Source organism: Novosphingobium sp. AAP93, from assembly GCF_001296055.1.
GTDB lineage: Bacteria > Pseudomonadota > Alphaproteobacteria > Sphingomonadales > Sphingomonadaceae > Novosphingobium.
Genome location: NZ_LJHZ01000016.1, coordinates 66,084 through 91,715 on the forward strand (window position 1 = coordinate 66,084; position 25,632 = coordinate 91,715).

22 protein-coding genes are annotated in these 25,632 nt (G+C 68.2%); 12 read left to right on the forward strand and 10 right to left on the reverse strand.

The window, feature by feature from the left end:
• The first annotated feature begins 47 nt into the window (after nucleotides 1-47).
• From IP83_RS03075 to IP83_RS03085, 3 genes are all read left to right on the forward strand, one after another.
• Nucleotides 48-2,246, forward strand: coding sequence for an alpha-ketoacid dehydrogenase subunit alpha/beta (locus tag IP83_RS03075; RefSeq protein ID WP_054120737.1), 2,199 nt, complete (start codon nucleotides 48-50; stop codon nucleotides 2,244-2,246).
• 153 nt (nucleotides 2,247-2,399) lie between these two features.
• Entirely contained in the window at nucleotides 2,400-3,428 is a 1,029-nt protein-coding gene (locus tag IP83_RS03080; protein WP_054120738.1) for an ACP S-malonyltransferase, read from the forward strand.
• A gap of 3 nt (nucleotides 3,429-3,431) precedes the next feature.
• Nucleotides 3,432-3,929: a low molecular weight protein-tyrosine-phosphatase gene (locus tag IP83_RS03085; protein ID WP_054120739.1), complete on the forward strand. Its 498-nt coding sequence runs from the start codon at nucleotides 3,432-3,434 to the stop codon at nucleotides 3,927-3,929.
• Here IP83_RS03085 and ada read toward each other — a convergent pair.
• The 3 genes from ada to putA form a co-directional block, all read right to left on the reverse strand.
• Nucleotides 3,913-4,983 (reverse strand): bifunctional DNA-binding transcriptional regulator/O6-methylguanine-DNA methyltransferase Ada, encoded by a 1,071-nt coding sequence (gene ada / locus IP83_RS03090; RefSeq protein ID WP_054120740.1) that lies wholly within the window; start codon nucleotides 4,981-4,983, stop codon nucleotides 3,913-3,915. The genes IP83_RS03085 and ada overlap by 17 nt on opposite strands.
• Before the next feature lie 20 nt (nucleotides 4,984-5,003).
• Nucleotides 5,004-5,678, reverse strand: a complete 675-nt coding sequence (locus tag IP83_RS03095) for a flavin reductase family protein (RefSeq protein WP_054120741.1) — start codon at nucleotides 5,676-5,678, stop codon at nucleotides 5,004-5,006.
• A 91-nt stretch (nucleotides 5,679-5,769) separates the two neighbouring features.
• A complete protein-coding gene (gene putA, locus IP83_RS03100; protein WP_054120742.1) occupies nucleotides 5,770-9,378 on the reverse strand; it encodes a bifunctional proline dehydrogenase/L-glutamate gamma-semialdehyde dehydrogenase PutA in 3,609 nt (1,202 codons plus the stop codon).
• 94 nt (nucleotides 9,379-9,472) lie between these two features.
• Between putA and IP83_RS03105 the strand changes: the two genes are divergently transcribed.
• Complete coding sequence (locus tag IP83_RS03105) at nucleotides 9,473-9,946, forward strand: Lrp/AsnC family transcriptional regulator (protein ID WP_054120766.1); 474 nt, start codon at nucleotides 9,473-9,475, stop codon at nucleotides 9,944-9,946.
• 12 nt (nucleotides 9,947-9,958) lie between these two features.
• Here the strand turns inward: IP83_RS03105 and IP83_RS03110 are convergent, their stop codons facing one another.
• A complete protein-coding gene (locus IP83_RS03110) occupies nucleotides 9,959-10,411 on the reverse strand; it encodes a MarR family winged helix-turn-helix transcriptional regulator (RefSeq protein ID WP_054120743.1) in 453 nt (150 codons plus the stop codon).
• Between the two features lie 75 nt (nucleotides 10,412-10,486).
• Between IP83_RS03110 and IP83_RS03115 the strand changes: the two genes are divergently transcribed.
• From IP83_RS03115 to IP83_RS03130, 4 genes are read left to right on the forward strand one after another with little or no spacing between them, the layout of a single operon-like run.
• Complete coding sequence (locus tag IP83_RS03115; protein WP_054120744.1) at nucleotides 10,487-11,278, forward strand: MipA/OmpV family protein; 792 nt, start codon at nucleotides 10,487-10,489, stop codon at nucleotides 11,276-11,278.
• A complete protein-coding gene (locus IP83_RS03120; RefSeq protein ID WP_054120745.1) occupies nucleotides 11,275-11,736 on the forward strand; it encodes a tryptophan-rich sensory protein in 462 nt (153 codons plus the stop codon). The genes IP83_RS03115 and IP83_RS03120 overlap by 4 nt, the downstream gene beginning before the upstream one ends.
• 25 nt (nucleotides 11,737-11,761) lie before the next feature.
• Nucleotides 11,762-12,541, forward strand: a complete 780-nt coding sequence (locus IP83_RS03125) for a hypothetical protein (RefSeq protein WP_054120746.1) — start codon at nucleotides 11,762-11,764, stop codon at nucleotides 12,539-12,541.
• Between the two features lie 47 nt (nucleotides 12,542-12,588).
• Nucleotides 12,589-13,929, forward strand: coding sequence for an FAD-binding oxidoreductase (locus tag IP83_RS03130; RefSeq protein WP_082364442.1), 1,341 nt, complete (start codon nucleotides 12,589-12,591; stop codon nucleotides 13,927-13,929).
• Between the two features lie 214 nt (nucleotides 13,930-14,143).
• On the opposite strand, the gene IP83_RS03135 is transcribed toward IP83_RS03130, so the two are convergent.
• From IP83_RS03135 to IP83_RS03145, 3 genes are read right to left on the reverse strand one after another with little or no spacing between them, the layout of a single operon-like run.
• A complete protein-coding gene (locus IP83_RS03135; protein WP_054120747.1) occupies nucleotides 14,144-15,118 on the reverse strand; it encodes a phosphotransferase enzyme family protein in 975 nt (324 codons plus the stop codon).
• A complete protein-coding gene (locus IP83_RS03140; protein WP_054120748.1) occupies nucleotides 15,111-16,388 on the reverse strand; it encodes an aspartate aminotransferase family protein in 1,278 nt (425 codons plus the stop codon). The genes IP83_RS03135 and IP83_RS03140 overlap by 8 nt, the downstream gene beginning before the upstream one ends.
• Entirely contained in the window at nucleotides 16,363-17,754 is a 1,392-nt protein-coding gene (locus IP83_RS03145) for a glutamine synthetase family protein (RefSeq protein WP_054120749.1), read from the reverse strand. The genes IP83_RS03140 and IP83_RS03145 overlap by 26 nt, the downstream gene beginning before the upstream one ends.
• Nucleotides 17,755-17,857: 103 nt before the next feature.
• Here IP83_RS03145 and IP83_RS03150 point away from each other — a divergent pair, with 103 nt between their 5' ends.
• The 4 genes from IP83_RS03150 (at nucleotide 17,858) to IP83_RS03165 (ending at nucleotide 22,298) form a co-directional block, all read left to right on the forward strand.
• Nucleotides 17,858-18,604: a GntR family transcriptional regulator gene (locus IP83_RS03150; RefSeq protein WP_082364443.1), complete on the forward strand. Its 747-nt coding sequence runs from the start codon at nucleotides 17,858-17,860 to the stop codon at nucleotides 18,602-18,604.
• Nucleotides 18,605-18,622: 18 nt separating this feature from the next.
• Nucleotides 18,623-19,996 carry an APC family permease gene (locus tag IP83_RS03155; RefSeq protein WP_054120750.1) on the forward strand — a complete coding sequence of 458 codons (1,374 nt, stop codon included), beginning with the start codon at nucleotides 18,623-18,625 and terminating at the stop codon, nucleotides 19,994-19,996.
• An 86-nt stretch (nucleotides 19,997-20,082) separates the two neighbouring features.
• Nucleotides 20,083-21,249: a GNAT family N-acetyltransferase gene (locus IP83_RS03160; protein ID WP_231624881.1), complete on the forward strand. Its 1,167-nt coding sequence runs from the start codon at nucleotides 20,083-20,085 to the stop codon at nucleotides 21,247-21,249.
• Nucleotides 21,250-21,380: 131 nt separating this feature from the next.
• Nucleotides 21,381-22,298, forward strand: coding sequence for an acyl-CoA thioesterase II (locus IP83_RS03165; protein ID WP_054120768.1), 918 nt, complete (start codon nucleotides 21,381-21,383; stop codon nucleotides 22,296-22,298).
• Nucleotide 22,299: 1 nt separating this feature from the next.
• On the opposite strand, the gene IP83_RS03170 is transcribed toward IP83_RS03165, so the two are convergent.
• The 3 genes from IP83_RS03170 to IP83_RS03180 form a co-directional block, all read right to left on the reverse strand.
• Entirely contained in the window at nucleotides 22,300-23,061 is a 762-nt protein-coding gene (locus IP83_RS03170) for a hypothetical protein (protein ID WP_143146604.1), read from the reverse strand.
• The gene (locus tag IP83_RS03175; protein ID WP_054120753.1) at nucleotides 23,058-24,362 is read right to left on the reverse strand and encodes a hypothetical protein; all 1,305 of its coding nucleotides are present in this window, start codon (nucleotides 24,360-24,362) and stop codon (nucleotides 23,058-23,060) included. Before IP83_RS03175 ends, IP83_RS03170 begins: the two co-directional genes overlap by 4 nt.
• A gap of 172 nt (nucleotides 24,363-24,534) precedes the next feature.
• Entirely contained in the window at nucleotides 24,535-25,488 is a 954-nt protein-coding gene (locus IP83_RS03180; RefSeq protein WP_054120754.1) for a hypothetical protein, read from the reverse strand.
• Between the last annotated feature and the right edge of the window lie 144 nt (nucleotides 25,489-25,632).

Sequence of the window (25,632 nt, forward strand, 5' to 3'; positions counted from 1 at the left end):
TTCGCTAGGGCTGGCGAAATGATCACGACTGAAACTGGTTCGCGCTGATGGACGCCGCACAGCAGGTCCATGAGCAGTTTGTTGCCGCGCTGGACGCGGGGACATTGCAGCGCAGGAGCAACTTGGGACTGGCTGCGGTCGGCCTCGATCCGAAGCGCGCGGCGGCAATCCTGCATAGCCAGATGGTGAGCCGCCAGCTCGACCGGCTTTCGCGCAAGCTGCAGGCGCGTGGCGAGGGGTTTTATACCATCGGCTCTTCGGGGCATGAGGGGAATGCCGCGCTGGCCGAGGCGCTGCGGGTGGATGACATCGCCTTCCTGCATTATCGCGATGCCGCGTTCCAGATCCACCGCGCAAACCGTGTGCCGGGCGAAAACCCGATGTGGGACATGCTGCTTTCGTTCACCGCGAGCGCGGAGGACCCGATTTCGGGCGGGCGGCACAAGGTGCTGGGTTCGAAGCGGCTGGCGATTCCGCCGCAGACTTCGACGATCGCGAGCCACTTGCCCAAGGCGGTGGGGGCGGCGTTTTCCATCGGGATCGCGCGGCGGATGGGGCTGGAGGAAACGACGCTCGCCAAGGATGGCGTGGTGCTGTGCTCGTTCGGCGATGCTTCGGCCAACCACTCGACGGCGGTGGGTGCGCTGAACACGGCGGCCTGGGCGGCGTTTCAGGGGACGCCGATGCCCATCGTGTTCCTGTGCGAAGACAACGGGATCGGCATTTCGACCAAGACGCCGATGGGCTGGATCGAGGCGAACTGGTCCACGCGCGCGGGGCTGCATTACATCCAATGCGACGGCTGCGATCTGGCCGATGCGTGGCGCGGGGCGAGCGAGGCGGTGGACTACGCGCGGCGTTACCGGAAGCCGGTGTTCCTGCATATGAAGACGGTGCGGCTCTATGGCCATGCCGGGAACGATGTGCAGGGCGTGTACCTCAGCAAGGAGGAAATCGCGGCGGACAATGCGCGCGATCCCTTGCTGGCAAGTGCAGCCTTGCTGATCGAGGAAGGCGTGATGAGCGCGGCCGATGTGCGGCGCGAGTACGACGCCATCGAGGCGCAATTGCTGCGGCAGGTGGAGCTGGCGATTCTGCGCCCGAAGCTCCCTGATGCGGCGGCGGTGATGGCGAGCATCGTGCCGCCGAGGCGCGAGGGCGTGGAGCGTCCGCTGGCGAGCGCAGAGGCGCGGGCGGCGGTGTTTGCCGATGAAGCGGCGGTGATGGAGAAGCCGCAGCATATGGCGCGGCTCATCTCGTGGGCCATTGCGGACCTGCTGCTGCAATATCCCAACGTGATCGTCTGCGGCGAGGACGTGGGGCCGAAGGGCGGGGTTTATAACGCGACGGCGCGGCTGCATGCGCGGTTCGGTTCGGCGCGGGTGATCAATACGCTTCTGGATGAGCAGGCGATTCTGGGGCTGGCGATCGGCGCGGCGCACAACGGGCTGCTGCCGATGCCGGAGATCCAGTTCCTCGCCTACGTCCATAATGCCGAGGACCAGATCCGGGGCGAGGCGGCGACTTTGTCGTTCTTCTCGAACGGGCAGTATACCAACCCGATGGTCGTGCGGATTGCCGGGCTGCCCTATCAGAAAGGGTTTGGCGGGCACTTCCACAACGACAACAGCCTTGCCGTGTTCCGCGACATTCCGGGGCTGGTCATCGCGGTGCCGTCTTGCGGGCGCGAGGCGGTGCTGATGCTGCGCGAATGCGTGCGGCTGGCGCATGAGGAGCAGCGCGTCGTGATCTTCGTGGAGCCGATTGCGCTCTACATGACGCGCGATCTCCATGCGGAAGGCGATGGGCTGTGGACATCGGTCTATGAGGCGCCGGGCCAAGCCGAGATTCGCGTCGGCGAAATCGGGGTGCATGGAGAGGGCACGGACCTTGCCATCGTCACCTATGGCAACGGGGTGTACCTTTCGCTGCAGGCGCAGAAGCTGCTGGCGGAGCAGGGCGTCAACGTGCGGGTGATCGACTTGCGCTGGGTTGCACCGCTGGCGGAAGACGCGCTGCTGGAGGCGGTGGCGTCGTGCGGGCGGGTGCTGGTGGTGGACGAGTGCCGCGAGACGGGTTCGCAGAGCGAGGCGCTGCTGGCGCTCCTCGCCTTGCGCGCGCCGGACAAGGCGCTCGGCGTGCTGGCGGCGACGGACAGCTTCATCCCGCTGGCGCGCGCGGCGACGCATACGCTGCCGAGCCGCGACGGGATCGTCGCCAAGGCGCTGGAGATGGTCGGGCGCTGATGCAGTTTCCCATCCCATTTTCTCGTCATGCTGAACTTGTTTCAGCATCCATGTCGCGCCCGGGCGCTGAACCCGCAGACTCGGCGCGGGCTGAGGGATGGACCCTGAAACAAGTTCAGGGTGACGAAGGGGTGGTTGGAGGAGAGGTTGCTCGTGGCTGCTGAGAGCCCCAAGGAAACGGTCGTCGTCGTGTGCCCGGGGCGGGGCACGTACAATGCGCCGGAGCTGGGCTATCTGGCGCGGCACCATGCCGGATCGCCGTGGCTGGCGCATTTCGACGGGGTGCGGGGCGCGGCGGGGAAGCCGACGCTGAGCGAGCTCGACGGCGCCAAGAAGTTTGATGCGAAGCTCCATCCGCGCGGGGATGTGGCGGCGCCGCTGATCCATGCCTGCGCGTTTCTGGATTTCCTGACGCTGGACCGCGAGCGCTTCGAGGTGGTTGCCGTCACCGGCAATTCGATGGGCTGGTATACGGCGCTGGCCTGTGCGGGGGCGGTTTCGGGCGAGCATGGCTTTGCCATTGCCGATGCAATGGGGGTGAACTCGCAGAAGCATGAGCCCGGAGGGCAGGCGGTGATCGTGATGGCGGGCGAGGACTGGCGGGTCGACCCCGCGACCGAGCGCGCGGTGGAAGCAGCCTGCGCGCGAGTGGGCGTTTTGCCTTCGATCCGGCTGGGCGGGATGCTGGTGGTGGCGGGGCCGGAGCGCGCGCTCGATGCCTTGAATGCAGCGCTGCCGCCCTTGCCGCGTGCGCCGCTGCGGCTGGCTGGGCATGGGCCGTTCCACACGCCTTTGATGCAGGCGAGTGCGGATGCGGCGCGCGCGTCGCTGCCGGCGGACTGGTTCGGCGCGCCGCAAGTGCCGCTGATCGACGGGCGCGGCAAGGTGTGGCGGCAGTTCGAGACCGATGCGGCGGAGCTGTGGGACTATACTTTCGGGCACCAGATCCTGGAGGCCTATGACTTCACCGCCGCGATCACCGTGGCGCTGAGGGAGTTTGCACCGGATCGGATCGTGCTGCTGGGGCCGGGCGAAACGCTGGGCGGCGCCATCGGGCAGGCGATTGTTGCGCATCGCTGGCTGGACATTGACAGCAAATCCGTGTTTTCACGTAGGCAGGAAGAGGATCCGTTTCTCGTCGCGATGGGCCGCGAAGCCCAGCGGCGGCTTGTCGCCAACTGACCCATGAGGCCCCTCGTGAGCCAGCCGTCCGTCCTGTTCGTGTGCCTGGGGAATATCTGCCGCTCGCCGCTCGCCGAGGCCGCTTTGCGGGCCGAGGCCGTTGCTGCCGGTCTCGCGGTGACCATCGATTCGGCCGGAACCGGGGGCTGGCATGCCGGTGATCCGCCGGACCGCCGCGCGATTGCCGAAGCGGCCCGGCATGGGATCGACATTTCGGGCTATCGCGCGCGGCAGGTGCGACGCGAAGACTTCCGCCGCTTCGGCCATATCTATGCGCTCGATCAGCAGAACTTGCGCGATCTGAAGCGGATCGAGCCAAAAGGGTTCATGGGCCGCCCGCTCGCAGGGCCCAATGCGCGGCTGAGCCTGCTGATGGACCTTGTGCCGGGCCGCGAAGGGACGGCGGTGATCGATCCCTATGGCGGGAGCGAGGAGGATTTCGCGGTGACCTGGGCGGACGTGACCGCGGCGGCGCAGGCGATCGTCAGCCGGCTGCGCTGACCCGCCGCTCCGCATCGAGCAGGGCGCGCTTGCGCTCAAGCCCCCAGCGATAGCCGCCGAGGCTGCCATCGGCGCGCAAGGCGCGGTGGCAGGGGATGAGCACGGCGATCCGATTGGCGGCGCAGGCCGAAGCGGCGGCGCGGATGGCGCGCGGCTTGCCGGCGCCCTCGGCGAGCTCGCTGTAGCTGACCACGTCGCCCGGCTTCACCGACATCAGGAAGCGCCAGACGCTGATCTGGAACGCCGTGCCGCGCAAGTCGAGCGGGAGATCGGGGCGCGGGGCGGCCTGTTCGAGATGGGCGGCGAGAGCGGCCATCCAGGCATCGAGCGGGCCTTCGGCGGCTTCGCCGGCGGGGCTGAGCGCCGCCTTGGGAAACTCGGCGGCAAGCTGCGCGAGGAGAGCCTCCGCGCTTGGCCCGAACTGGACGAAACAGACACCGCGCTGCGTGGCGGCCATCATCAAAGGGCCAAGCGTGGTATCGCGGACCGCATATGTGATCGCTTCACCGGCACCGCCCGCGCGGTAGGCGCTGGGGGTCATGCCGAGGCCGCCGTCGATGGCTTCGTACACGCGGCTGGTGGAACCGTAGCCCGCGTCGATCCCGGCCTCGAGCACGCCTTCGCCTCCGCGCAGGGCCAGTTTGAAGCGGGAGAGGCGCCGGGCCGCCTGATATTCGCGCGGGGAAACGCCGAGCGCGGCCTTGAAGGCGCGCTGGAAGTGGGTGGGGCTCATCCCGGCCTGATCGGCAAGGCGGGCGAGCGGAAGACTCTCTTCCGCATGCTGCGTGATGTAGGCGGCCATGGCCTGCATCAGCGAGGTCGCAGGTTCCTGCACGGCGGCAGGGTGGCAGCGGCGGCAGGGGCGGAACCCGGCGGCTTCGGCCTCGGCCGGGGCGGTGTAGAACGCGACGTTGGCGCGCTTGGCCTGCCGCGAGGGGCAGGAGGGGCGGCAATAGACGCCGGTGGTCTTCACAGCATAGACGAAGGTGCCGTCCGCCGCGCGATTGCGGGTGGTGACGTCGTTCCAGCGGGTTTCATCGAGGGTATCGGTCATGGTCTTGCCTTTCTTCGCTATCACGCGGCGCGGGCGCGGTCGACGTCGGGGCTGCGGTAGACCGCCTCCGGGATCGTCGCGAGGGTGGAGGGGCGAAGCTGCGGGCCGAGGCCGTAGAACTTCTGGAAGCTCATGATGAGGGGGAGCCACAGGTCGGGATCGACCCGGTTGGGGTCGCTCGCCATGACGATGCTTTCGTGCAGGTGGACGCGGGTGATGCGGGCCTCGAAGGTGAGGATCTTGCCGGCGAGATCATCGTCGTGGCGGGCCAGCGAATGCATTGCCTCGATCCGCGCTTCGAGCTGGACGGGGGCCTCGGCGGCGCGGGGCGGGACGACTGTCTCTGACGGGATCGGGGTCAGCCCGGCGCGGGCGAACTTGTCGGCCACGTGGCGGTAGCCGCGCGCGGCCTTGTAGTCGGGGACCGGATCGCAAGCGGTGGTGAGCGCGAGCGCATCGACATGCGCGGCCATCGCCGAGGACGGCAGGTTGATCACCACTTCGCCGTGATCGATCAGGTTGCGCGCGGTCTGCGAGGCGGCGGCAAGGCCGAGCACTGCGCGCCAGCCGAGCCAGAACACCGAGGACATCGGCGCGAGATTGGCGCTGCCGTCCGGGTTCAGCGTGCTGAGCAGCGCGACGGGGGTGCCGAAATAGAGGATAGCGGGTTCGCTGGTGACTGAACTGGGGGGCATTGGGGCGGGCATGGGGGCTTCTCCTGCTGGGCAGGATCGGATTACCCCCATCGCGCTCCCGACGCGCTCCGATGCTTGTTGTGCAATTCCGTCAGGCGATGGCCATCAGGCTGGCGTTGCCGCCCGCGGCGGTCGTGTTGACCGAGAGGGTGACTTCCTCGAGCAGCAGGTGCAGCGGGGTGCCGGCGTGCAGCGGGACGATGGCGCCTTCGCGCTGCGCCAGCTCGTGGCTGGCCTCGGCGATGCGGTCTGCGGGGCCTTCGATCAGCATGGCGGTGAGATCGGGGATCTGCGTCAGGTTCTGAGTGGTCCACTCGACGCGGGCGGCGAGGCTGGCGGGGAAGCCGGCGGGGCGGGTGGCGACCGGGCTGGGCGCGGTGATGACAGCGGTGTTGCCGGTGGCAAGCACGGCGGCGATCTGGTTCCACAGCGCTTCGACACTGGTGGCGGAGCAGGCGATCCGGCCGCGCGGGGCGAGGCGCCAGGTGTTGCGTTCGCCGACCGGGCCGGGGAGCTCGATGGTATGGCCGAGGGGAGACGCCTTCGCGGCTCGCCATGCGGCCTGGGCGGTGGCGGCGAGGCCCTGGGCGGAAGCCCACTGGGCGAAAGTGGCGAGCGCCGAGTCTGGCTCGGCAGCGGGCAGGCTGGGCGCGGCATTGGCGGCAAAGCGCGTGAGATAGAGCGGGCCGCCCGCCTTGGGGCCGGTGCCGGAAAGACCGCGCCCGCCGAAGGGCTGCACGCCGACGACCGCGCCGATCATGTTGCGGTTCACGTAGAGATTGCCCGCGTGGATGCGCTCGCACACGCGCTCCACGGTCTGATCGATGCGGGTGTGGAGGCCGAAAGTGAGGCCGTAGCCCGAGGCGTTGATGGCTTCGAGCAGGGTGTCGATCGCGTCTGCGCGGAAGCGGACGATGTGGAGGACGGGGCCGAAGATTTCGGCCTTGAGCTCGCGGGGACCCGCCAGTTCGATCAGGGTGGGGGCGATGAAAGTGCCGTGGGCGGTTTCGGCGCCGAGCGGCATTTCCGTGACGGGGAACCCGGCGGCGCGCATGGCGCTGACGTGCGCGGCGATGCCGGACCGGGCGCGCTCTGAAATGACCGGGCCGACGTCTGTCGCTAGCGCGGCGGGGTTGCCCGCGGCGAGTTCGGCCATGGCGGCCTTGAGCATGGTGAGGGTGCGGTCGGCCACATCCTCCTGCAGGCAGAGCAGGCGCAGCGCCGAGCAGCGCTGGCCTGCGCTGTCGAAGGCGGAGGCGAGGACGTCGGCCACGACTTGTTCGGCGAGCGCGGAGCTGTCGACCACCATCGCGTTGAGACCGCCGGTTTCGGCGATGAGGGGGATGGGCTGGCCGTGCCGGTTCAGCCGCCCGGCGAGGGCACGCTGGATGGCACGGGCGGTCTGGGTGGAGCCGGTGAAGACGACGCCTTGGACGTCAGGCGCGGCGACGAGGGCGGCGCCGATGTCGCCGCCGCCCGGGAGGAAGTGGAGCGCGTCCGCTGGTACACCGCTCTCGTGCAGGATGCGGACGGCCTCGGCGGCGACCAGCGGCGTTTCGGGGGCGGGCTTGGCGAGGACGGGATTGCCGGCGGCCAGCGCGGCGGCGATCTGGCCGGCGAAAATGGCGAGCGGGAAGTTCCACGGGCTGATGCAGACGATTGGTCCGAGCGGCTGGGCTGTTTCCGGCAGATCGCGGGCCTGCGCCGCGTAGTAGCGCAGGAAATCGACCGCTTCGCGCACTTCGGCGAGCGCATTGGCGGCGCTTTTACCGGCCTCGCGGATGAGGAGCGCGATCAGGGGAATGCGCGCCGATTCCATCGCATCGGCGGCGCGCTCGAGCGCGGCGGCGCGGGTTTCGACGGGCGTGGCGGGCCAGTGCGAGGCGGCAGCCAGCGTGGGGGCGCGGGCGGCGTCTTCGGTGGTGGCCGGGTGGACATGGCCGACGATGTCGCGGTGGTCGGCGGGGTTTAGGACCGGTTCAGCGTGGCGGATGGGGTCGCCGGCGCGGTGGTCTTGCGCGGCGCTCTGTCTTAGTGCCTCGGCGAGTGCGGCGAGGGTCGGTTCGTCGGCGAGATCGAGGCCCTTGGCGTTGGTGCGATCAGTGAAAAGGGCTTGCGGGAGGGCGATGGCCTCGTGCGGGGCGCCGGGCTGCGGTTCGGCGGCGACAACCATGGCGGGGTCTTCGATCAGGGCTTCGACCGGCACGTCCGGATCGGCGATGCGGTTGACGAAGGAGGAATTCGCGCCGTTTTCGAGGAGGCGGCGGACGAGGTAGGCCAGCAGCGTCTCGTGCGTGCCGACGGGGGCGTAGACGCGGCACGGGCGGGCGAGCTTGTCCGCGCCGACGACTTCCTCGTAGAGCGGTTCGCCCATGCCGTGGAGGCACTGGAACTCGTAGTCGCCGGGGGTGAAGTCCGGCCCGGCGAGGCGGAGCACGCTGGCAAGGGTGTGCGCGTTGTGCGTGGCGAACTGGGGGAACACGGCGTCGCGCGCGGCGAGCAATTTGCGGGCGCAGGCGACATAGGCGAGGTCGGTGTGGACCTTGCGGGTGTAGACCGGGAAATCGGCGAGCCCGGCTTCCTGCGCGCGCTTGATTTCGGCATCCCAGTAAGCGCCCTTGACGAGGCGGACCATGATGCGGCGGCTGGTCCGGCGGGCGAGATCGATGATCCAGTCGATCACCATGGGGCAGCGCTTCTGGTAGGCCTGGATGACGAAGCCGAGGCCGTTCCATCCCGCGAGGCTGGGGGCGTGGGCCAGCTTCTCGAGGATATCGAGCGAGAGTTCGAGGCGGTCGGTTTCCTCGGCGTCGATGTTGAAGCCGATGTCGTAGCTCTTCGCGAGTTCGGCCAGCATGAGGACGCGCGGGGCGAGTTCGGCCATGACGCGGCGGGCTTGCGCGCGGGTGTAGCGCGGGTGGAGCGCAGAAAGCTTGATCGAGATGCCGGGCCCCGCAAACACGCCGCGGCCTGCGCTGGCCTTGCCGATGGCGTGGATGGCGGCGGTGTAGGCGTCGAGATACCGGGCGGCATCCTGTGCGGTCGCGGCGGCTTCGCCCAGCATGTCGTAACTGAAGGCGAACCCTTGCGCTTCGCGGCGGCGGGCGCGGGCGAGGGCTTCCTCGATGGTTTCGCCCATCACGAACTGCTCGCCCATCATGCGCATGGCCGTATCGACGCCGCGGCGGATGACGGGCTCGCCGAGGCGGTGGACCATGCGGGTGAGCGCGTGGCCAAGGCCGGTCGCATCGACGCTGGCGGTGAGCTTGCCGGTGATGACGAGGCCCCATGTGGCGGCGTTGACGAAGAGCGGCTTGTCCCCGCCGAGATGCGCGGCCCAGTTGCCGGTGGCGAGCTTGTCGCGGATCAGCGCGTCGCGCGTGGCGTCGTCGGGGATCCGCAACAGCGCCTCGGCGAGGCACATCAACGCGACGCCTTCGTGGCTGGAGAGCGCGAATTCCTGCACCAGCGCCTGCACGCCTCCGGGGCGGGCCTTGGCGCGCAGGGCCTCGATCAGCTGGCGCGCGGTGGCTGCGATAGCGGCGCGGTCTGCATCGGGGAGCTTGGCGGCGGCGAGGAGCGGGCGGATCGCCTCAGGCTCCGGGATGCGCGTGGCCGCCGTGATGGTGCGGCGCAGCGGGGTGTCGGGCGAGAGGCGCGGGGCGAAGGCGGGGAGGCTGGGGGCAGGGACGCTGGGCATGAAGCGAGAATACCAGATTGCACGCAGGCGGTTTGCCTGATTTGCGTTGTCTGAAAGTATATATCGCCCTAAGTTTACCGCCATGGCGGGCGATATGGATACTGATGCTGGCAATGGCGGTCCACTCGACCGGTTTGACCGTGCTATCCTGGATATTCTGGCCGTCGATGGCCGCCTGCCGATCACCGAACTGGCGCAGCGCATCGGCCTTTCCAAATCGCCGACGCAGGCGCGGCTGAAGCGGCTGCTGGCGGAGGGCTATATCCGGGGCTTTCGGGCGATTCTCGACAACCGGAAGCTGGGGCTGGACCATGTCGCCTTCACCGAGGTGAAGCTGTCCGACACGCGCGAGGCGGCGCTCGAGGCGTTCCGGCAGGCCGTACTGCGCATTCCCGAGATCGAGGAATGCCACATGATCGCATCGAGCTTCGATTACCTGCTCAAGGTGCGCACGGCGGATATCCGCCGCTACCGCGAAGTGCTGGGCGAGAAGATCTCGAGCCTGCCGCATGTGGCGAGCACCTCCACTTTCGTTGCGATGGAGACGGTGCGCGAGTCGCATGATTGAGGAGCGCCGTGCTCAGGAGCGTGGTTCTGCCGGGGGCTGGGCCTGCTGGCGGGCCATGCAGGCGTTGACCATTTCCAGATAGCGCGCGACCGTCTCGCGCTCGGCCTCGCTCATGTGCGCAGCGGCGGCAATCATGGCTTCGGCCACGGGCATGAGATCCAGCGCGGCGCGTTCCATGGCAATCGGTGTCAGTCCGACAAGCACGCCGCGCCGGTCAGCGGGATTGGCCCTGCGCTCGATCATGCGTTTGCCTTCAAGTCGATCGAGCAGCGCAGTCACCGAGGCAGAGGGCATCGAAAGCCGCTTGCCGAGATCGCCCGGCGAAAGCGCGCCAGCAACCTGAAGGTGCTCGAGCGCGGCGACTTCGGCGAGTCCGATTTTCATGCGCCGACCGGCGAACGAGGTGAAGCTGAACAGTGCGGCAGCATGGTGCTGCCAGGCGAAGGTGAGGGCCTCAGGTTGCATAATATCTCTCACATTTCGAGATAGAAGATATTTTGGTATTTCGAATCCCGAGATTAACCGATAGATGGACCGACCATGAGCATGCAAGCCCCTCTTGCGCCGCTGATGGCTCTGGCCCTTGGCATGGCGTTTTGTCCCACTCCGGCGCACGCCGCTGATACCACCATTGGCTTCGGGCTGGGCGTGGCCCCGCCCTATCCCGGCGCGCGCGAGGTGATCGCCGTGCCGCTGCCTTCGCTGGAGATCGCGGGCGATACGGTGACCTGGCGCACCAACAACTTCGGCCTCGAAGCGGGCTTCGACCTGGGCGGCGGCGTGAGCGCGGGACCGATCCTGCGCGTCGATGCGGGGCGCGGCTCGCTGTTTGCCGTGAAGGATGCCGTGGTAGCCCGGCTGGCGCGGGTCAAGGCCGCACCCGAGGCTGGCGGGTTTGTCGAGTTTGGCGGGCCGCTTGCCGGTTCCGTCCGCTGGCGCGGCCGGGCTTCGCTGGTGCAGGGCTTCGGTGCCGGGCACGGCGGGTTGCTGGGCGAAGCGAGCGCGGGCGTGCTGATCCCGGCGGGCCGGCGTGCGGTGCTGGCGCTCTCGGTGCAGGCAAGCTGGCAGGACCGGCGCTATGCACAGGCCTATTTCGGGGTCGATGCGGCGGGCGCGATGGAGTCCGGCCTGCCGGTCTTCCGGGCGAATGCGGGGCTGCGCGATATCGGCGTCGGCGGGGTCTACACCCGTACCTTGTCGAAGCGCTGGTCGCTGAGCGTGCTGGGCACCTTGAGCCGCATGCAAGGCGCGGCGTCGCGATCGCCGATTGTCCGCGAGCGGGGGCGCGAATGGCAGCCGTTTGCGGGCCTCGCGCTGAGTTATCGGCTGTGAGCCCGGTCGTTCGTGGCAGCCTGCTCGGCGCGGTGCTCGCGCTCGGCGTGAACCTTGTCATCCAGCTCGCCGGGTGGGGCGAGGAGCCAGCCGGCACGGCCTATCCGGGGCCGGTGAACAGCGTGATCTATGCAATCGTGCCGTTCGTGTGGATCGGCCTGTTTGCCGCGATGGGGACGGCCCTGTTCGCCTTGCGCGCGCGGGGGATGATGCGCCCCGCGCGCGCGGTCGGCGTGCTGCTCGCCAACTGTGCGCTCTATCCGGTCTATACGCTCGGCTTCTCGTCGCGCGCGCTGGGACTTGCCGGGAACGGGTTGACGGCGGTGCTGGCGGCTTTCGCAATTGGCATGATGTTGGAGCGGGCGCCGCGTCTGGCGCCGCTGATCGTGCCGGTGATCGTCTGGGTCGCGCTTGCCTCGATCGGTCTCGTGGCGGTCATGACCGGACGGACTTTCTGAACATCAAACAGACAGGAGTTGGCGCATGATCGCGGTGACTGGGCGCTTGCGGCAGCTGGCGGTGATCGGGGCGGCAGTGCTGATGCTGGCCTGCAATCTGGGCTTCGACCCGGCACCGACCGATCTGGAAGCCGCAGGCCAGCGCGGCATGTATGCGGCCTATCCGGTCGCCTTCGCGCCGCATCCCTTCACCTTCGCGATCTGGCTGCCGATCTTTCTGGGTGCAGTGGCCTTCGCCGTCTACCAGGCGTGGCCTATGCGGCGCGACGATCCGCAGCTGGACCGGATCGGCGGGCGCGCTGCGGCGGGCTATCTGCTGGTTGGCGGGACCGCGTTCACGCCGCTGGGGCCGAGCAATCTCGTTGTCACCACAGCTTTCGTATGCCTTGCCGGAGCCTTGCTGGCTGCGCGGCCCTTTAGCGTTGGGGCCGGGCGCTGGCTGGTGCGCGCGCCTCTCGGCCTGTTTGCCGGCTGGCTGCTGGTCGCGACCACCTTGAATGCCTGCCAGCTGGCGCAGAGCCTTGAGGTTCCGACTGGACCGCTGGCGGCGGCAGCCCTGATGATCGGGGCCTCGCTCGCGGCGATGGTGCTGGCACGTCGAAGCAACGAGCAGGCGGTGCTTGTCGCGGTGATCTGGGCGCTTGCCGGGATCACCGCCGCCAATCCCGACGCCGGGATCATCTGGGCTGCCTGGGGCACCTCGCTGCTGGTGATCACCACACTGCTTCGGGTCGAACGTGATCACAATCCTGCCCGGCAAGCGGAGCGGGAGTATGGCATCTGGGCAAAGGCTCGAAAAATGTGATCACAATTTGCATTGACGCAAGGACAGGTGCGATCTATCCAACAGGGATGAGCGCACCTGTCTTGTCCCCGACTGCCGACCGCGTGATCGACACGTTCTCCCCCGCTTCGCCCTATGCGGGCATGCCGACCTATTATGCAGCGAGCGCGAATCCGACGCCGCGGCGGCCGGAGCTGCTGGGCGAGGAAGTGGCCGACATCTGCGTGGTGGGCGCGGGCTTCACCGGCATGGGCGCGGCGCTTGAGCTGGCCGAGCGCGGCTACAAGGTGATCGTGGTCGAAGGCGAGCGCGTGGGCTGGGGCGCTTCGGGGCGCAACGGCGGGCAGCTCGTCAATGGCTACAGCCGGCGGATGCTGGAAGTGCGCCAGCATTACGGGCCGGAGGCGGAGAAGGCGTTCGGCGCGATGGCGCTGGAAGGCCAGGGCATCATTCGCGAGCGCGTGGCGAAGTACGGAATCGCATGCGACCTGCGCGCGGGCAACGCGATCATGGCGATGAGCAAGCCGCAGCTGAAGACGCTGGCCGAGCGCACCGAGGAATGGCACCGCCACGGGCACACGCAGATGTTCCTCGCGGAAGGCGCGGCGGCGCGCGAGCATATCAATTCGGACCGCTACATCGGCGGCATGTTCGATCCCATCGGCGGGCACATGCATTCGCTGAACTATGTGCTGGGCGAAGCGGCGGCGTTCGAAAGCCTCGGCGGGCGCATCTTCGAGCATTCGCGGGTCACGCATGTCGACCGGGGAGCGGAGCCGGTGGTGCATACGGCCAAGGGCAAGGTGCGCGCGAACAAGGTGCTGGTCTGCGGCAATGCCTATCTGGGCGATGCGGCGCCTGATCTTTCGGGGCGCATCCTGCCGGTCTCCAGCCAGGTGATCGCGACCGAAGTGCTGGGGGATGACCTGCTCGAGACGCTGTTTCCGACCAACTACTGCATCGAGGATATCCGCTATATCCCCGATTACTACCGGCGCACGGCGGACGGGCGGCTGCTCTATGGCGGCGGCACGATCTATGGCGGATTCGATCCCGCCTCGATCGAGGGCAAGATCCTGCCGCAGCTCCACCAGACCTTCCCGCAGCTCAAGGGCACCAAGGTCGAGTTCCAGTGGAGCGGCAATTTCGCGCTGACGATGACGCGCTATCCGCAGATGGGGCGCGTTTCGGACAGCGTCTATTTCTCGCAGGGTGACAGCGGGCACGGCGTGACCACGACGCAGATGCTCGGGCGCCGTCTGGCCGAGGCAATCGACGGTCAGATGACCAAGTTCGACGTGTTTGCCTCGCTGCCCTATATCCCGTTCGTGGGCGGCAAGCTGTTTCGCGTGCCCTACTGCGTGCTGGGCGCGTGGTACTACGGGATGAGGGATCGCCTTGGAATCTAGGGATGAATCTTGAATCTAAAGTGAGCTTTAGGTCCGATTCCGGTTCCTGATTCCTTTCAATGACTTGATTCGTGCGGCTGGCGCTGCGGTGCCGGTTCGCATGGGGCGTAGCACTCCTCCTTCGTCATTCCCGCGCAGGCGGGAATCCAGGGGTTGAAGCGCTGTGCCAGCCGCTCTGGATTCCCGCCTGCGCGGGAATGAAGAAGGTGGGGTTTCAGGAGAGGTGTGCGAGCGCCACGCGGACCTTGTCGATCAGACCGGGCTTCCATTCCTCAGGTGCGCCGACCACTTCGGGGCGGTCCGCGCACCAGCCGATCAGCATGAGTGTGCGCATCAGGAGGAAGAAGTCGAGCTGTTCGAGCGCGTCGTCCGGTAGCGGGCGGTGCGCGGCATAGCCGGCTAGGAAGCGGCCCCGCAGCTGCGCGAAATCCGGTTCGCTGGAGGCGCTCCACAGACAGACGGCGAGGTCGAACATCGGCCAGCCCCACGCGCAATCGTCGAAATCGATGAGGCCGAGCGTGTCCCCGCTGATGAGGACGTTGGCGGGGTGGGCATCGGCGTGGATGAGGATCAGGGGATCGGTGAGCGCGGAAAGGCGGATGAGGACGTGTTCGCGGGCTTGGCTCAGCAGGTTGCGCTCGTCGTCGGTCAGGCACTCGAGGTCCCAGAAGCAGCCCCAGAACGGACTGTCGCCGCCGAGCCCCTCTGCATCGAGACGGTGGCGGGTGAAGCCGGCGGGCGGGATCAAGTCTGCTGTGGCGTTGTGCAGATCGGCGAGAAGTGCGCCGCTGCGTTCGAACCAGGGCCAGGTGGCGGGGCCGCGGTCGTCGCCGATCAGGTCGGCGAGCGTCTGGCCGGGGTGCCAGAGCGTCAAGCCGGCGAGGCGACTGCCTTCGGGATCGGGGGTGGGGACTTCGGCATACCACGCGCCGGTTGTGGTGCGGCGGCCGGTGGGGACAAGGAGACCGCTTGCCGCGAGGTGCGCGGTGAGCAGGCGGTCGGATTCCAGGGCGGGGAGCGCGTGGTAGCCGGGGCGGTGAAGGCGCAGCGCCCATCTCGTGCCATCCGGCGCATCGGCGCGGAAGACGACGTTCTCGCTCTTGCCGATGGGGTGGGGTTCGGTTTCGGGGAGGCCGAACGCGCGCAGTGCGGAGCGGGCGGCGGGGAGGTAGTCCAAGATCTCAGGCACTGGCCGTCACGCGGTCGAAGGCATCGAGGAAGGCGTGTGCGTCTTCGCGCGGGAGGACGAGCGGGGGGCGGATCTTGACGCAGTTGTTGAAGGCGCCGTCGACCGAGGTGAGGAAGCCTTCGCGGCGGAGCGCGCAGACGAGCGCGAAGGCGTGGGGCGCATCGGGATTGCCTTCGCCATCGACGAATTCGGCGGCGAGGAACAGGCCCTTGCCGCGCACGTCGAGGAGGCCGGGGGTGTGGCCGAGCCGTTGCTGGAGTCCGGCCTTGAGTTCGGCGCCCACGGTGCGGGCGTGGTCGATCAGGCCCTCCTCCTCGATCACATCAAGCACGGCGAGGCCGACCGCGCCTTGCAGGGGGCTGGCGGCGAAAGTGTTGAAATAGCGGGCCTCTGCGCGGAAGGCCTCGACCACGTCGCGTTTCGCGCACGTGGCGGCAAGGGGAAGGCCCGCGCCCATCGGCTTTCCGGTGACGACAATGTCCGGCGTCAGGCCGACCTTGTCATAGCCCCACCATTGGCCGGTGCGGCCGTAGCCTGCCTGCACTTCGTCGGCGATGACGAGGCTGCCCTCGGCGCGGACCAGCGCGGCGGCCTTGGCCATGAAGCCCTCCGGGATATCGGGCAGGCCTTCGTTGGCGAGGATCGGGCAGAGGATGAGGGCGGCGAAGCCCAGGCCGGTGGATTTGAGGTCGTCGATCGCGGCCCTCAGGCGCGCGACGTAGGCATCCGCCAGCGCGTCGCCGGGGGCGAGGGGGCGCAGCGTTTCGGGGAAGGGGATCGAGCGGAGAGCGGGGTGGCGGGTGTCGCCTGCGGGGAGGTTGGTGAGCGCACCGACGACCGTGTTGTTGCCGTGGTAGGTATGGTTAGTGCAGACGATCCCCTGCGCAGCCGTAGCCATGCGGGCCATGCGCATCGCGATCTCGATGGCTTCGGTGCCGGAGCAGCTGAACACCGCGCTTTCCGTTACGCGCTGGAGCGCGGTGAGGCGTTCGGCCAGCGCTATGGCGGGTTCGCTGAGGTAGCGGCTGTGGGTGTTGAGCGTGGCCTGTTGGCGCGCCATCGCCTCGACAATGCGCGGGTGCGCGTGGCCGACGCAGGGCACGTTGTTGTACATGTCGACGTAGCGGCGGCCGTCCGCGCCGAACAAGTTTGCCCCTTGGCCCCGCACCAGATGGAGCGGCTCGTCGTAAAACAGCTTGGCGCCGCGCCCGAAGGCGCGGTCGCGGCGCTGGATCAGGTCGCCGTCAGGCGTTGCGGAGGTACCAGTCATAATCGAGCGCGGTGACCTCGCTGTAGAAGCGGTCCTGTTCGGTGCGCTTCACCGCGCAGTACATCTCGACGAAGGTATCGCCGAGGTAGTCGCGCATGATGGGGGAAGCGTGGAGCGCATCGACCGCGGCGTACCAGTTGCCGGGGACCTGATAGGGGCTGTCCGCCGCGGCCTTGTAGCCATCGCCGACGACGGCCGGGCCGGGATTGATGCGGTTCACCATGCCATGATGGACGCCCGCGAGCATCGCGGCGAGCGCGAGGTAGGGGTTGGCGTCCGCCCCGGCGAAGCGGTGCTCGACATGACGCGAGGCGGCGGGGCCGGCGGGGATGCGCAAGCTTACCGAGCGGTTGTTGACGCCCCAGATCGGCGCGGTGGGTGCGTAGGAGTTGGCGCGGAAGCGGCGGTAGGAATTGGCGTTGGGGGCGAAGATGCCGAAGGCCTGGGACTGGGTTTCGCGCAAGCCGCCGATGGCGTGGCGCATCTGCTCGGTGCCTTCGGGGTCCTCGCTGGCAAAGACGTTCTTGCCCGCAGCGTCCGCCATGCTGAAGTGGAGGTGCATCGAGCTGCCGGCGGAGTGGCTGAACGGCTTGGCCATGAAGGTGGCGGCCATGCCTTGCGTCTGCGCGACGCCTTTGGCGAGGCGCTTGTACATCTGCGCTTCGTCGCCCGCGCGCAGGGCGTCGGGGCGGTGGTGGAGGGTGAGTTCGACCTGGCCTTGCGCGTACTCGGAAATCACCGCTTCGAGCGGGATACCCTGCACGTCCGCCTGCCGCCACAGTTCCTTGAAGAAGGGGGCGAAGTCCTGCACGTCGGTGAGGCTGAACACGTCGATGAGGTGGGGCTGCGCCAAGGAATGCGGCGAGCGGGCGAGGTGGACTTCGCCCTTGGGGCCGCGCACCGGATCGACGAGGTAATATTCGATCTCGCAGGCGACGACCGGGGTGAGGCCGAGCGGCTTGAAGCGGTCCACCACGCGGGCGAGCACGTGGCGCGGATCGAGTTCGCAGGGGGTGCCGTCCGCGTAGTACATCGATGTGATCACTTGCGCGACGTCATCGCCCAGCCACGGCGCCTTGACGAGCGTGCCGGGGACGGGGCGCAGCATGTAGTCCGGATCGCCGTTGCCCCAGACGAGGCCGGTGTCTTCGCAGTCCTGCCCGGTAATGTCCGCCACCAGCATCGAGCTCGGGAACAGGCGGCCATTCTCGTAGATCGCGAGCAGTTCGCTCTTGCGGACGCGCTTGCCGCGCGGGACGCCGGAGAGCGCGGTGAAGATCACTTCGATGAAGGCGATTTCGGGATTGGCGGCGAGGAAATCGCGCGCTTCGGCCGGGTCGGCGATCATGCTGGCGGGGGTTGTCATCGGTCTTGGCGGTCCTCGGGAACTTCGTATCGGGTGGTATGGAGCAGGGCGAGGGGTGTCAATCTTGCTTGGCCTCGGCGCAAAATTGTGATCACATGGCGGCATGGCAGCAACAGGCCCACTCGCCGATGACGATGCGCGCACCTTGCACCAGCAGGTGCTGGCGCGGCTGCGCGAGAATATCCTGCTCGGGCGGATCGAGCCGGGGCAGGCGCTGACGATCCGGGGGCTGGCGGCGGAGCTGGGGGTGAGCGCCATGCCGGTGCGCGAAGCCCTGCGCCAGCTGGTGGCCGAGCGCGCGCTGGAGCTGATGGACAACCGCCGCGTGCGCATCCCGCCGATGACCATCGAGCGCTTCGAGGACCTGATCGCGGCGCGGATCGTGCTGGAAGCCGAAGCCGCGGCGCGGGCCATGCCCTATGTGACGGATGCCTTGATCGCGCGGCTGGAAGCGGAGGATGTGGCGATCAACGCAGCGGTGGCGGAGCGCGACTATGACCGCTGGATCAGCGCGAACTATGCCTTTCATTCAGCGCTTTACGGGGCGGCGGGGCAATCGGCGTTCCTGCCGTTGATCGAGAGCCTGTGGCTTCAGGTGGGGCCGTTCCTGCGCCGGGCGATCCGGACCATTTCGGGGCACTATACCGTCGACCGGCACAGCGAGGCGCTGGCGGCGCTGCGGCGGCGCGATACGATGGCGCTCAGGATCGCGATCGAGGCCGATATCCGCGACGGGATTGCGCATATCGGCTCCACGCTGATCCGAAGCGAGTCGCTGGGGGCGACGGTTGTGCAAGGGACCCTTCGACAAGCTCAGGGTGAGCGAGTTTTGGGGGAAGCACCAAGTTAACGCGGGGGACACTATGGCATGAGCGAGCAGCAGAGCCTGGCTAAGGGCGCGCTTTCGGCGCTGGAATCGACGATCATGGGGATCGCGGGGACATCGCCCGCCTTCACCGTCGCGGTGACGACAGGCACGATCTATGCCGCGATCGGGCCGCTTTCGGTCGGGAGCCTGCTCTACAGCGGCGTGATCATGCTGGGCATCATGTTCGCTTTCGCCAAGCTCAACCGGGTGATGCCCGATGCGGGCGCCGCGTTTGCGTGGGTGGGCAAGGTGTTTGGCCCGACCTGGGGGTTCTTTGCCGGGTGGGGCCTGATGGTCGCCTCGGTGGTGTTCATGGTTTCCGCCACGCTGCCCGCCGCGACCGCGACCTTGCTGCTGCTCGCGCCCGATCAGGTGGAGAACACGCCGCTCGTCACCGCCATCGCGGCCATCTGGCTCACGCTGGTGACATGGATCGTGCTGCGCGGGATCAAGCACGCCAGCACCGCGCAGGTGACGGTGACGGTGATCGAGGCGGTGATCGTGGTCGCGCTGCTGGCGGCGGCGGTCTACTGGTTCGGCAGCCATCCCGCGCATGTGCCTTCGGTGGCATGGGTCTCGCCCGCCTCGTTTACGTTCAAATCGTTTGCCGATGGGGCGATTGTCTCGGTTTTCTTCTACTGGGGCTGGGACGTGACGATGAACCTCGGCGAGGAGACCGAGCCGGAGGACGCCTCCAAGGGCGCGTTCTGGGCGATGATCAACCTCATCGTGTTCTTCGTGATCCTGATGACGGTGGTGCTGATTGCCCTCAGCGACAAGGAGATCGCCGCAGCCAATACCAACGTGCTCTATGCGATCTCGGCCAAGATCTTCCCCGCGCCGTGGAGCTATCTGGTGGTGCTGGCGACAGTGCTGAGCACGGTCGGCGCGCTGGAGACGCAGATCCTGCAGTTCAGCCGCAGCATGTATTCGATGGCGCGCGCGGATGTCCTGCCGCCCTTCTGCGCCGCCGTGCACCGTGATTGGCAGACTCCCTGGGTTGCAACGCTGGTGATCTGGGCGCTGGGGCTCGTGCTCCTGTTCGGCGCTTCTTACATGCCGTCTGTCGCCGAAATCCTGCAAAGTTCGATCGAGGCGATTGGCCTCCAGATCTGTTTCTACATGGGGCTGACCGGTTACGCCTCGGCCTGGCATTTCCGGACGTTGCTGCGGACGGACCTGCGCGAGGCATTTACCCATGTTATCATGCCGTTGTTCGGCGCGCTGTTCATGACCGGGGTCGCCGTATGGGTGATCCCGACTTTCAGCCAAGCGGTTCTTGTCGTGGGGATCGGCGGTCTGTTGTCCGGCTTTCTGCCGCTGCTACTGTGGGCGGCGTGGAAGGCATGGGTGAGACGGCCTGTCGCAACCTGAGACCCCGGTCTTCGTTGCAAAATATGCCTAGACATTAACCGCATGTTCGCTCCGGACTGCTAGGCCTGCAGGCCGGAGACCGAGGTTTGAACGACGAATCCTTTACCATGCGGCCGGGGAAGCCCTTGCTCCCCGGAGCCGGCGGGGCTGGTGCCAGCTTTGCCGTGCTGCCGTGGCGCGCGTGGGGTTCGGCGGAGGCGCGCGCGGCGTGGGATGCGCTGAGTGCGCGGGCGAGCACGCCCAATCCGTTTTTCGAGACGTGGTATTTGCTGCCCGGTCTGGGGCGGTTCGATCCCTATGGGCGCGTGCAGATCGCGGCCTTGATGCAGGACGCTGCGCCGCTGGGGCTGCTGCCGCTGCAGCGGGCGCGGCGCTATGGGCGGCATCCGCTGCCGCATCTGGCGGTGTGGCTCCATGCCAATGCCTTTCTGGGGGCGCCGCTGGTGGCGGAAGGTGCGGAGGAAGCGTTCTGGGAAGCGCTGCTCGATTGGGCGGACCGCCATGCCGGTACGGCCGCGTTCCTCCATCTTGCTGCCTTGCCGCTGGATGCGGCGCTGACCGAAGCCTTGCAGGCAGTCGGCGCGCGGCAGCGGCGGCAGGTCGAGCTGGTGCACCGCGAGGAGCGCGCGATGCTGTCTTCGCCGCTGGGGCCGGCGGCCTATCTGGAGCATGCGCTGCCGGGCAAGAAGCGCAAGGAGCTGCGCCGCCAGCAGGCACGGCTGGCTGAGCAGGGCGAGCTGCGCGTTGTCCGTCGCGACGATGAGACCGGGATCGGGCTCTGGATCGAGACGTTCCTGGCGCTGGAGGCGCTGGGTTGGAAGGGCGCTGCGGGGAGCGCGCTGGCCTGCGCGGGAGAGACCGCTGGGCTGTTTCGCGAAAGCATGGCGGCGGCGGCGGCGCGCGGGTGTCTCGAGCGGTTGAGCCTCGAGCTTGATGGGCGGCCGATCGCGATGCTGGCGACCTTGATTTCGCCGCCGGGGGCGTTTTCGTACAAGACCGCGTTCGACCAGCGCTATGCGCGGTTCTCGCCGGGGGTGCTGCTGCAACTCGAGAACCTGGCGCTGCTGGAGCGGCCGGGGGTGCGCTGGGCGGACAGCTGCGCGGCGCCGGACCATCCGATGATCGATTCGCTGTGGCGCGAGCGGCGGGGGATCGGGCGTTTTTCCATTGCGATCGGCGGCGCTGCGCGGCGGGCGCTGTTCGGGCGGATCGCGTCCTACGAGCTGTCGCGCAATCCGCAGGGGCTGGGCTGAAGCGGCGGAAGTCGTATCGGCATCCTTCGACAGGCTCAGGATGAGCGGGTGGGGGGTGTGACCCGTTGTGCAAGAGTCGAGGCGGCAGCTTTCCGTTGACGCAAACGTCAGCTTGGGCAATGCCGCCCCGCATGAGCGACGCACCCGAAAGTTCCGATCCCGCGGCATTGGTCGATGGCCTGCTGCGGCTGCTTGATGTGGCCGACGAGGGAGATGACCATTTTGCCGGGGCGCGCAAGCCCGGCGGGGTGGGCCGCGTGTTCGGCGGGCAGGTGATCGGTCAGGCGCTGGCGAGTGCCGAGCGCACGGTGCCCGAGGACCGTCCGGTCCATTCGCTCCACGCCTATTTCCTGCGCGGCGGGAACGAGGATTTCGGCATCGATTTCGAGGTCATGCGCGATCTCGATGGCGGCAGCTTTGCCAACCGGCGCGTGGTGGCGAGCCAGCAGGGCCAAGATGGCACTCCAAGGCCCATTCTCACGATGGTCGCCTCGTTCCACAAGCGTGAGCCGGGTGTGGAGCATGCGGAAGCGATGCCCCAGGTGCCCGCGCCCGAGAGCCTGCGCAGCGAGGCGGAACTGCGCGCGGAATATGCCGACAAGGTGCCCGAGCGCCTGCGCAAGCAGATGCTCACCCCGCGCCCGATCGAGCTGCGCCCGGTGGAATCGCGCCACTGGATGGGCGGCCCCCCGCGCGAGCCGTTGTCGCACACCTGGATGCGCGCGGTGGCGCCGCTGCCGGATGATCCCAAGCTGCACCGCGCGGTGCTTGCCTACGCGAGCGACATGACCCTGCTCGGCACCGCGACCCTGCCGCACGAGATCAGCTGGTCCAAGGGCAACATGATGGGCGCCAGCCTCGACCATGCGATCTGGTTCCATGACGACTTCCGCGCCGATGAATGGATGCTCTACGTGTGCGACAGCCCCTGGGCGGGGCGCGCGCGCGGGTTCAACCGGGGGCGTATCTTCACCCGCGAAGGCAAGCTGATCGCGAATGTGGCGCAGGAAGGGCTGATCCGGCCGCTTGCCAGGAAGGCCGAGGGCTGAGCTATTTCTTGCCCGCCGGGCAGTTGACGATGGCTTCGAGCAGGGTGGCTTGCACCAGCGACGAGGAGACCATCGTCAGCAGGCGGTCCGTGTTGGTCTTGTCGCCCAGCGAAAGCACGATGGCATCGAAGGCCTTGCAGCGCTGCAAGGTGGTCATCCCGGCGCCGTACTGGTTGCCGATCATCGTGAGATAGCGGTCATAGGGATCGGTGCGGCGCGAGACTTTGGTGGCGGGCTTGGCGGGGGCAGCGGGCGTGGCGGCTGCGGCGGCGGTGCCTAGCGCCGCCTTGCGCGGTTTTGCCACTGTCGCGCCGGCCATGGCAGCGGGCGAGGCAAGCGGGCGCTTGCCCGGTGCGGCTTTGGCGGCGGCCAGTTTGCCCGGTGCAGGCTTGCCGGCCGCGGGTTTGGCCTGCACCTCGGCTGCCGGTGTGCTGGCGGTCATGGCGGGCGGCGCCGCGCCGGGGGCGGGCCTGGTGTTGAGGCTGCGCAAGTAGGCGGCGACACGGTCGTTCGCGCTGGTGAACATGGTGCGGCGCGCGGTGGTCATGCCATCGAGATGATCGGCAATGGGCACACCGACGTGGCGGCAGCGCACCGCGACACCCATCATCATTGTCTGGAATTCGACGAGGCGGGCGGCCTGCACCGTCGCCGCATCGGGACAGACCGTCTCGGCTGCCGCCAACTCTGTCGCGACCGGGGCGAGCACGAGCACCAGCGCTCCGGCCAGCCCGGCGGGGCGGGAATACCGGGGGGCGGTCACGGCTGTCTCGGGGCCTCGCACGCCCGGATCGGCACGGCCATCAGCGTGCTGAAGGCGCTGACCAGAATCGACTGGGCGGTGAAGGCAGCGGCGGCGACAGGGCTGTAGGACTGCGATTCGGCGGCTACCGCATTGATCGGGTTCGTATCGCCCCGCAGCTGGTTGGTATCGTAAAGGTCCTGCAGCTGGCGCATGTAGGTGATCGTGGCGTCGTTGTTGCGCTTCGCCGCCTCGACCGCGGCGACGTAAGCGCTGTCGTGGAACGCGTTGCGCGCTTCTGCCGAGCAGAAGCTGGATGGGAAGATCAGCGGCGGGATCGCGGCAAGCTGCGGGCGCGGCGGCAATTTGAAGTCCGGCGGCAGCAGGCCGACCGCGATGGGATGCGGATCGGTCGCCGGTGTGGAGGTGAGCGAGAGCTGCACGGCATCGGGCACCGCCACGGCTCGCCCGCCTGCTTCGATCCTGCCCGTCTCGACCCTGCCCGTCTCGACCCTGCTCGTCTCGATGAGGCGTGGCGGCGAAGCGGACGGCGTGGCCATCGGCGTCTGGCGCAATGCCAGCGAAGCCTGCGGTTCAGGCAGGGTGGAGGGGTTGAGCGGAGCGGTAGACGGGGCCGGAGTGACCGCGCCGGCAGGTACAACTTCGGCTGCGTCGACGATCGGTGCAGGCGTGACGGCGCCGAGGCGCTGGCTGTCGCCCAGTGCACCGAGCAGGCGGCGCAGGGCATCGCTGTCGCTGCTTTCCGGTTCCGGCTCCTGCGGGAGAGTTGTCACATAGGGTGCCGAATCCGGATCGGGCTTCGGAACCGAAGCGACGTTCGGCGCGGGCAGCGCTGCCGAGCGCGAGGCTCGGGAAGCGAGCTGCTGCTTGATGGGGGGCGTCGCAGAAGGTTTGGCGGCAGGTGTAGAGGCGGCCAGGTGCGGTGCGGTGACGGGTGCGGGGGGCGGCGGCACAGGTGCGGGCGGCGTTACCGCGGTGACGACGGCGGCTGGCACGATCTGCGCCTGAGCCGGAGGCGTCGGCAGGACCGGTTGCTGGGCGGGGGCCGGAACCGGCGCGGGCGTCACCGGGGCCGCAAGCTGGCGCAATTTGGCCAGCTTGACGCGCGCGACGGTGGCAAATGTGCCGGTGGGGTACTGCGCCAGATAGGCTTCGTAGAGCGCAGGATCGCTGCCGCTTTCGACCGACTGCCAGAAGGTCAGTTCGAACTGTGAGCCGACCCCGGTGGCGGCCACGCCTTGCGCCAGTGCCGAGGTCGCGGTGGATAGTGCCAGCGCGGCACAGGCAGCAACGAACGGCATTGGCACATGCCACACCTGTGCGTGACCGCCTCCGGATGCCTTCCTGTTCACCGCGCCCCTCGGTTCGCCTGTCGCTATCCGCGATAGGTAAGTGGCCTTACCACACGATAGTAAAGATTCGAAGTCGATATGGCCCATTGCGCGCCAGGATGCCTTCCCTATCGGACAGGGGTTATTGGACCGGCGCCGCACATGGGCGTAGCGGCACGGCCATCATCGCATCGAACTGGCGAACCAGCGCGGCCTGCACCGAATAGGCGCGCGCGGCCTCGGCCTGATAGGCGCGGGCTTCGGCGGCGATGGCGTTGAGCACAGCCGTGTCGCGGCCGAGCTGCCCGCGGTCATACGTCTGCTGGAGCTGGCGCAGATAGGCGACGGCGGCTTCGTTGTTGCGCGTCGCGACTTCCACCGCCGGGCGATAGGCATTGTTATGGAATTCGTTGCGCGCATCGTTGCTGCAGAAATAGGCGGGGAGGACAACCTCGGGTACCGGGATCAGGAACGGGCGGCCCGAGGCGTAGCTGACGGCAGGCGTGACGGCAGGCGTGGCGGCGGGCGTGAGCGCTGCGGCCGGTGCCTGGAGCGGCTGCGCGGGGGCTGCGACGACGACAGTCGGCTGCGGGGCGGGTTCGCCATTGGCGGCGCGCAATTGCGCCAGCAGGCGGGCCATCGGCGAAGGCGCGGCTTCGGCCAGGGCGACGGGGGCTGCGGCCGGGGCAGGCGTGACGACCGCGGCGGCCGGCGTTGGCGCAAGCGGGGCTTCGGCCGCAGGCATGGTCAGTACCGCAGGCGCGGGCTGTGGCGCGGGAACGGGAGCGGCGGTGGGCGCCGCAGCGGGGGCGGTGGCGGGCTGCACGGCCATTGCGCGCTGGATCGCGGCGATGCGCGCGCGGGCAAGGCCGCTGAAGGTGCCATCGGGATAGCGCGCGAGATAGGCCTCGTAGCTCGCGACATCCTCGCTGCCGGTGACGGATTGCCAGAACGTGAGCTCGAACGCGGAGCCGACGCCGTTGGGCGTGGAGGACGCCGCCGGGGCGGCGGTCTGGGCGGCGACCGGCGCGGCGGTGACGGCGATCAGCGCGCTGACCAGTACCGGAGCGATCAGGCGAAAGCGGTTCGTGCGCATCACGGGCTCCCCATAGGACGGGTGACGGCCCGTTCCGCGGCTCGCCATCCCTTTGCATTCTCCCTTTGACAGCAGGTTAGAAGCGAATGGTGGACGAGCGCCCAAAGCTTGCGGTTAACCCGAAAGTCACCGTGTTTCGGGGCG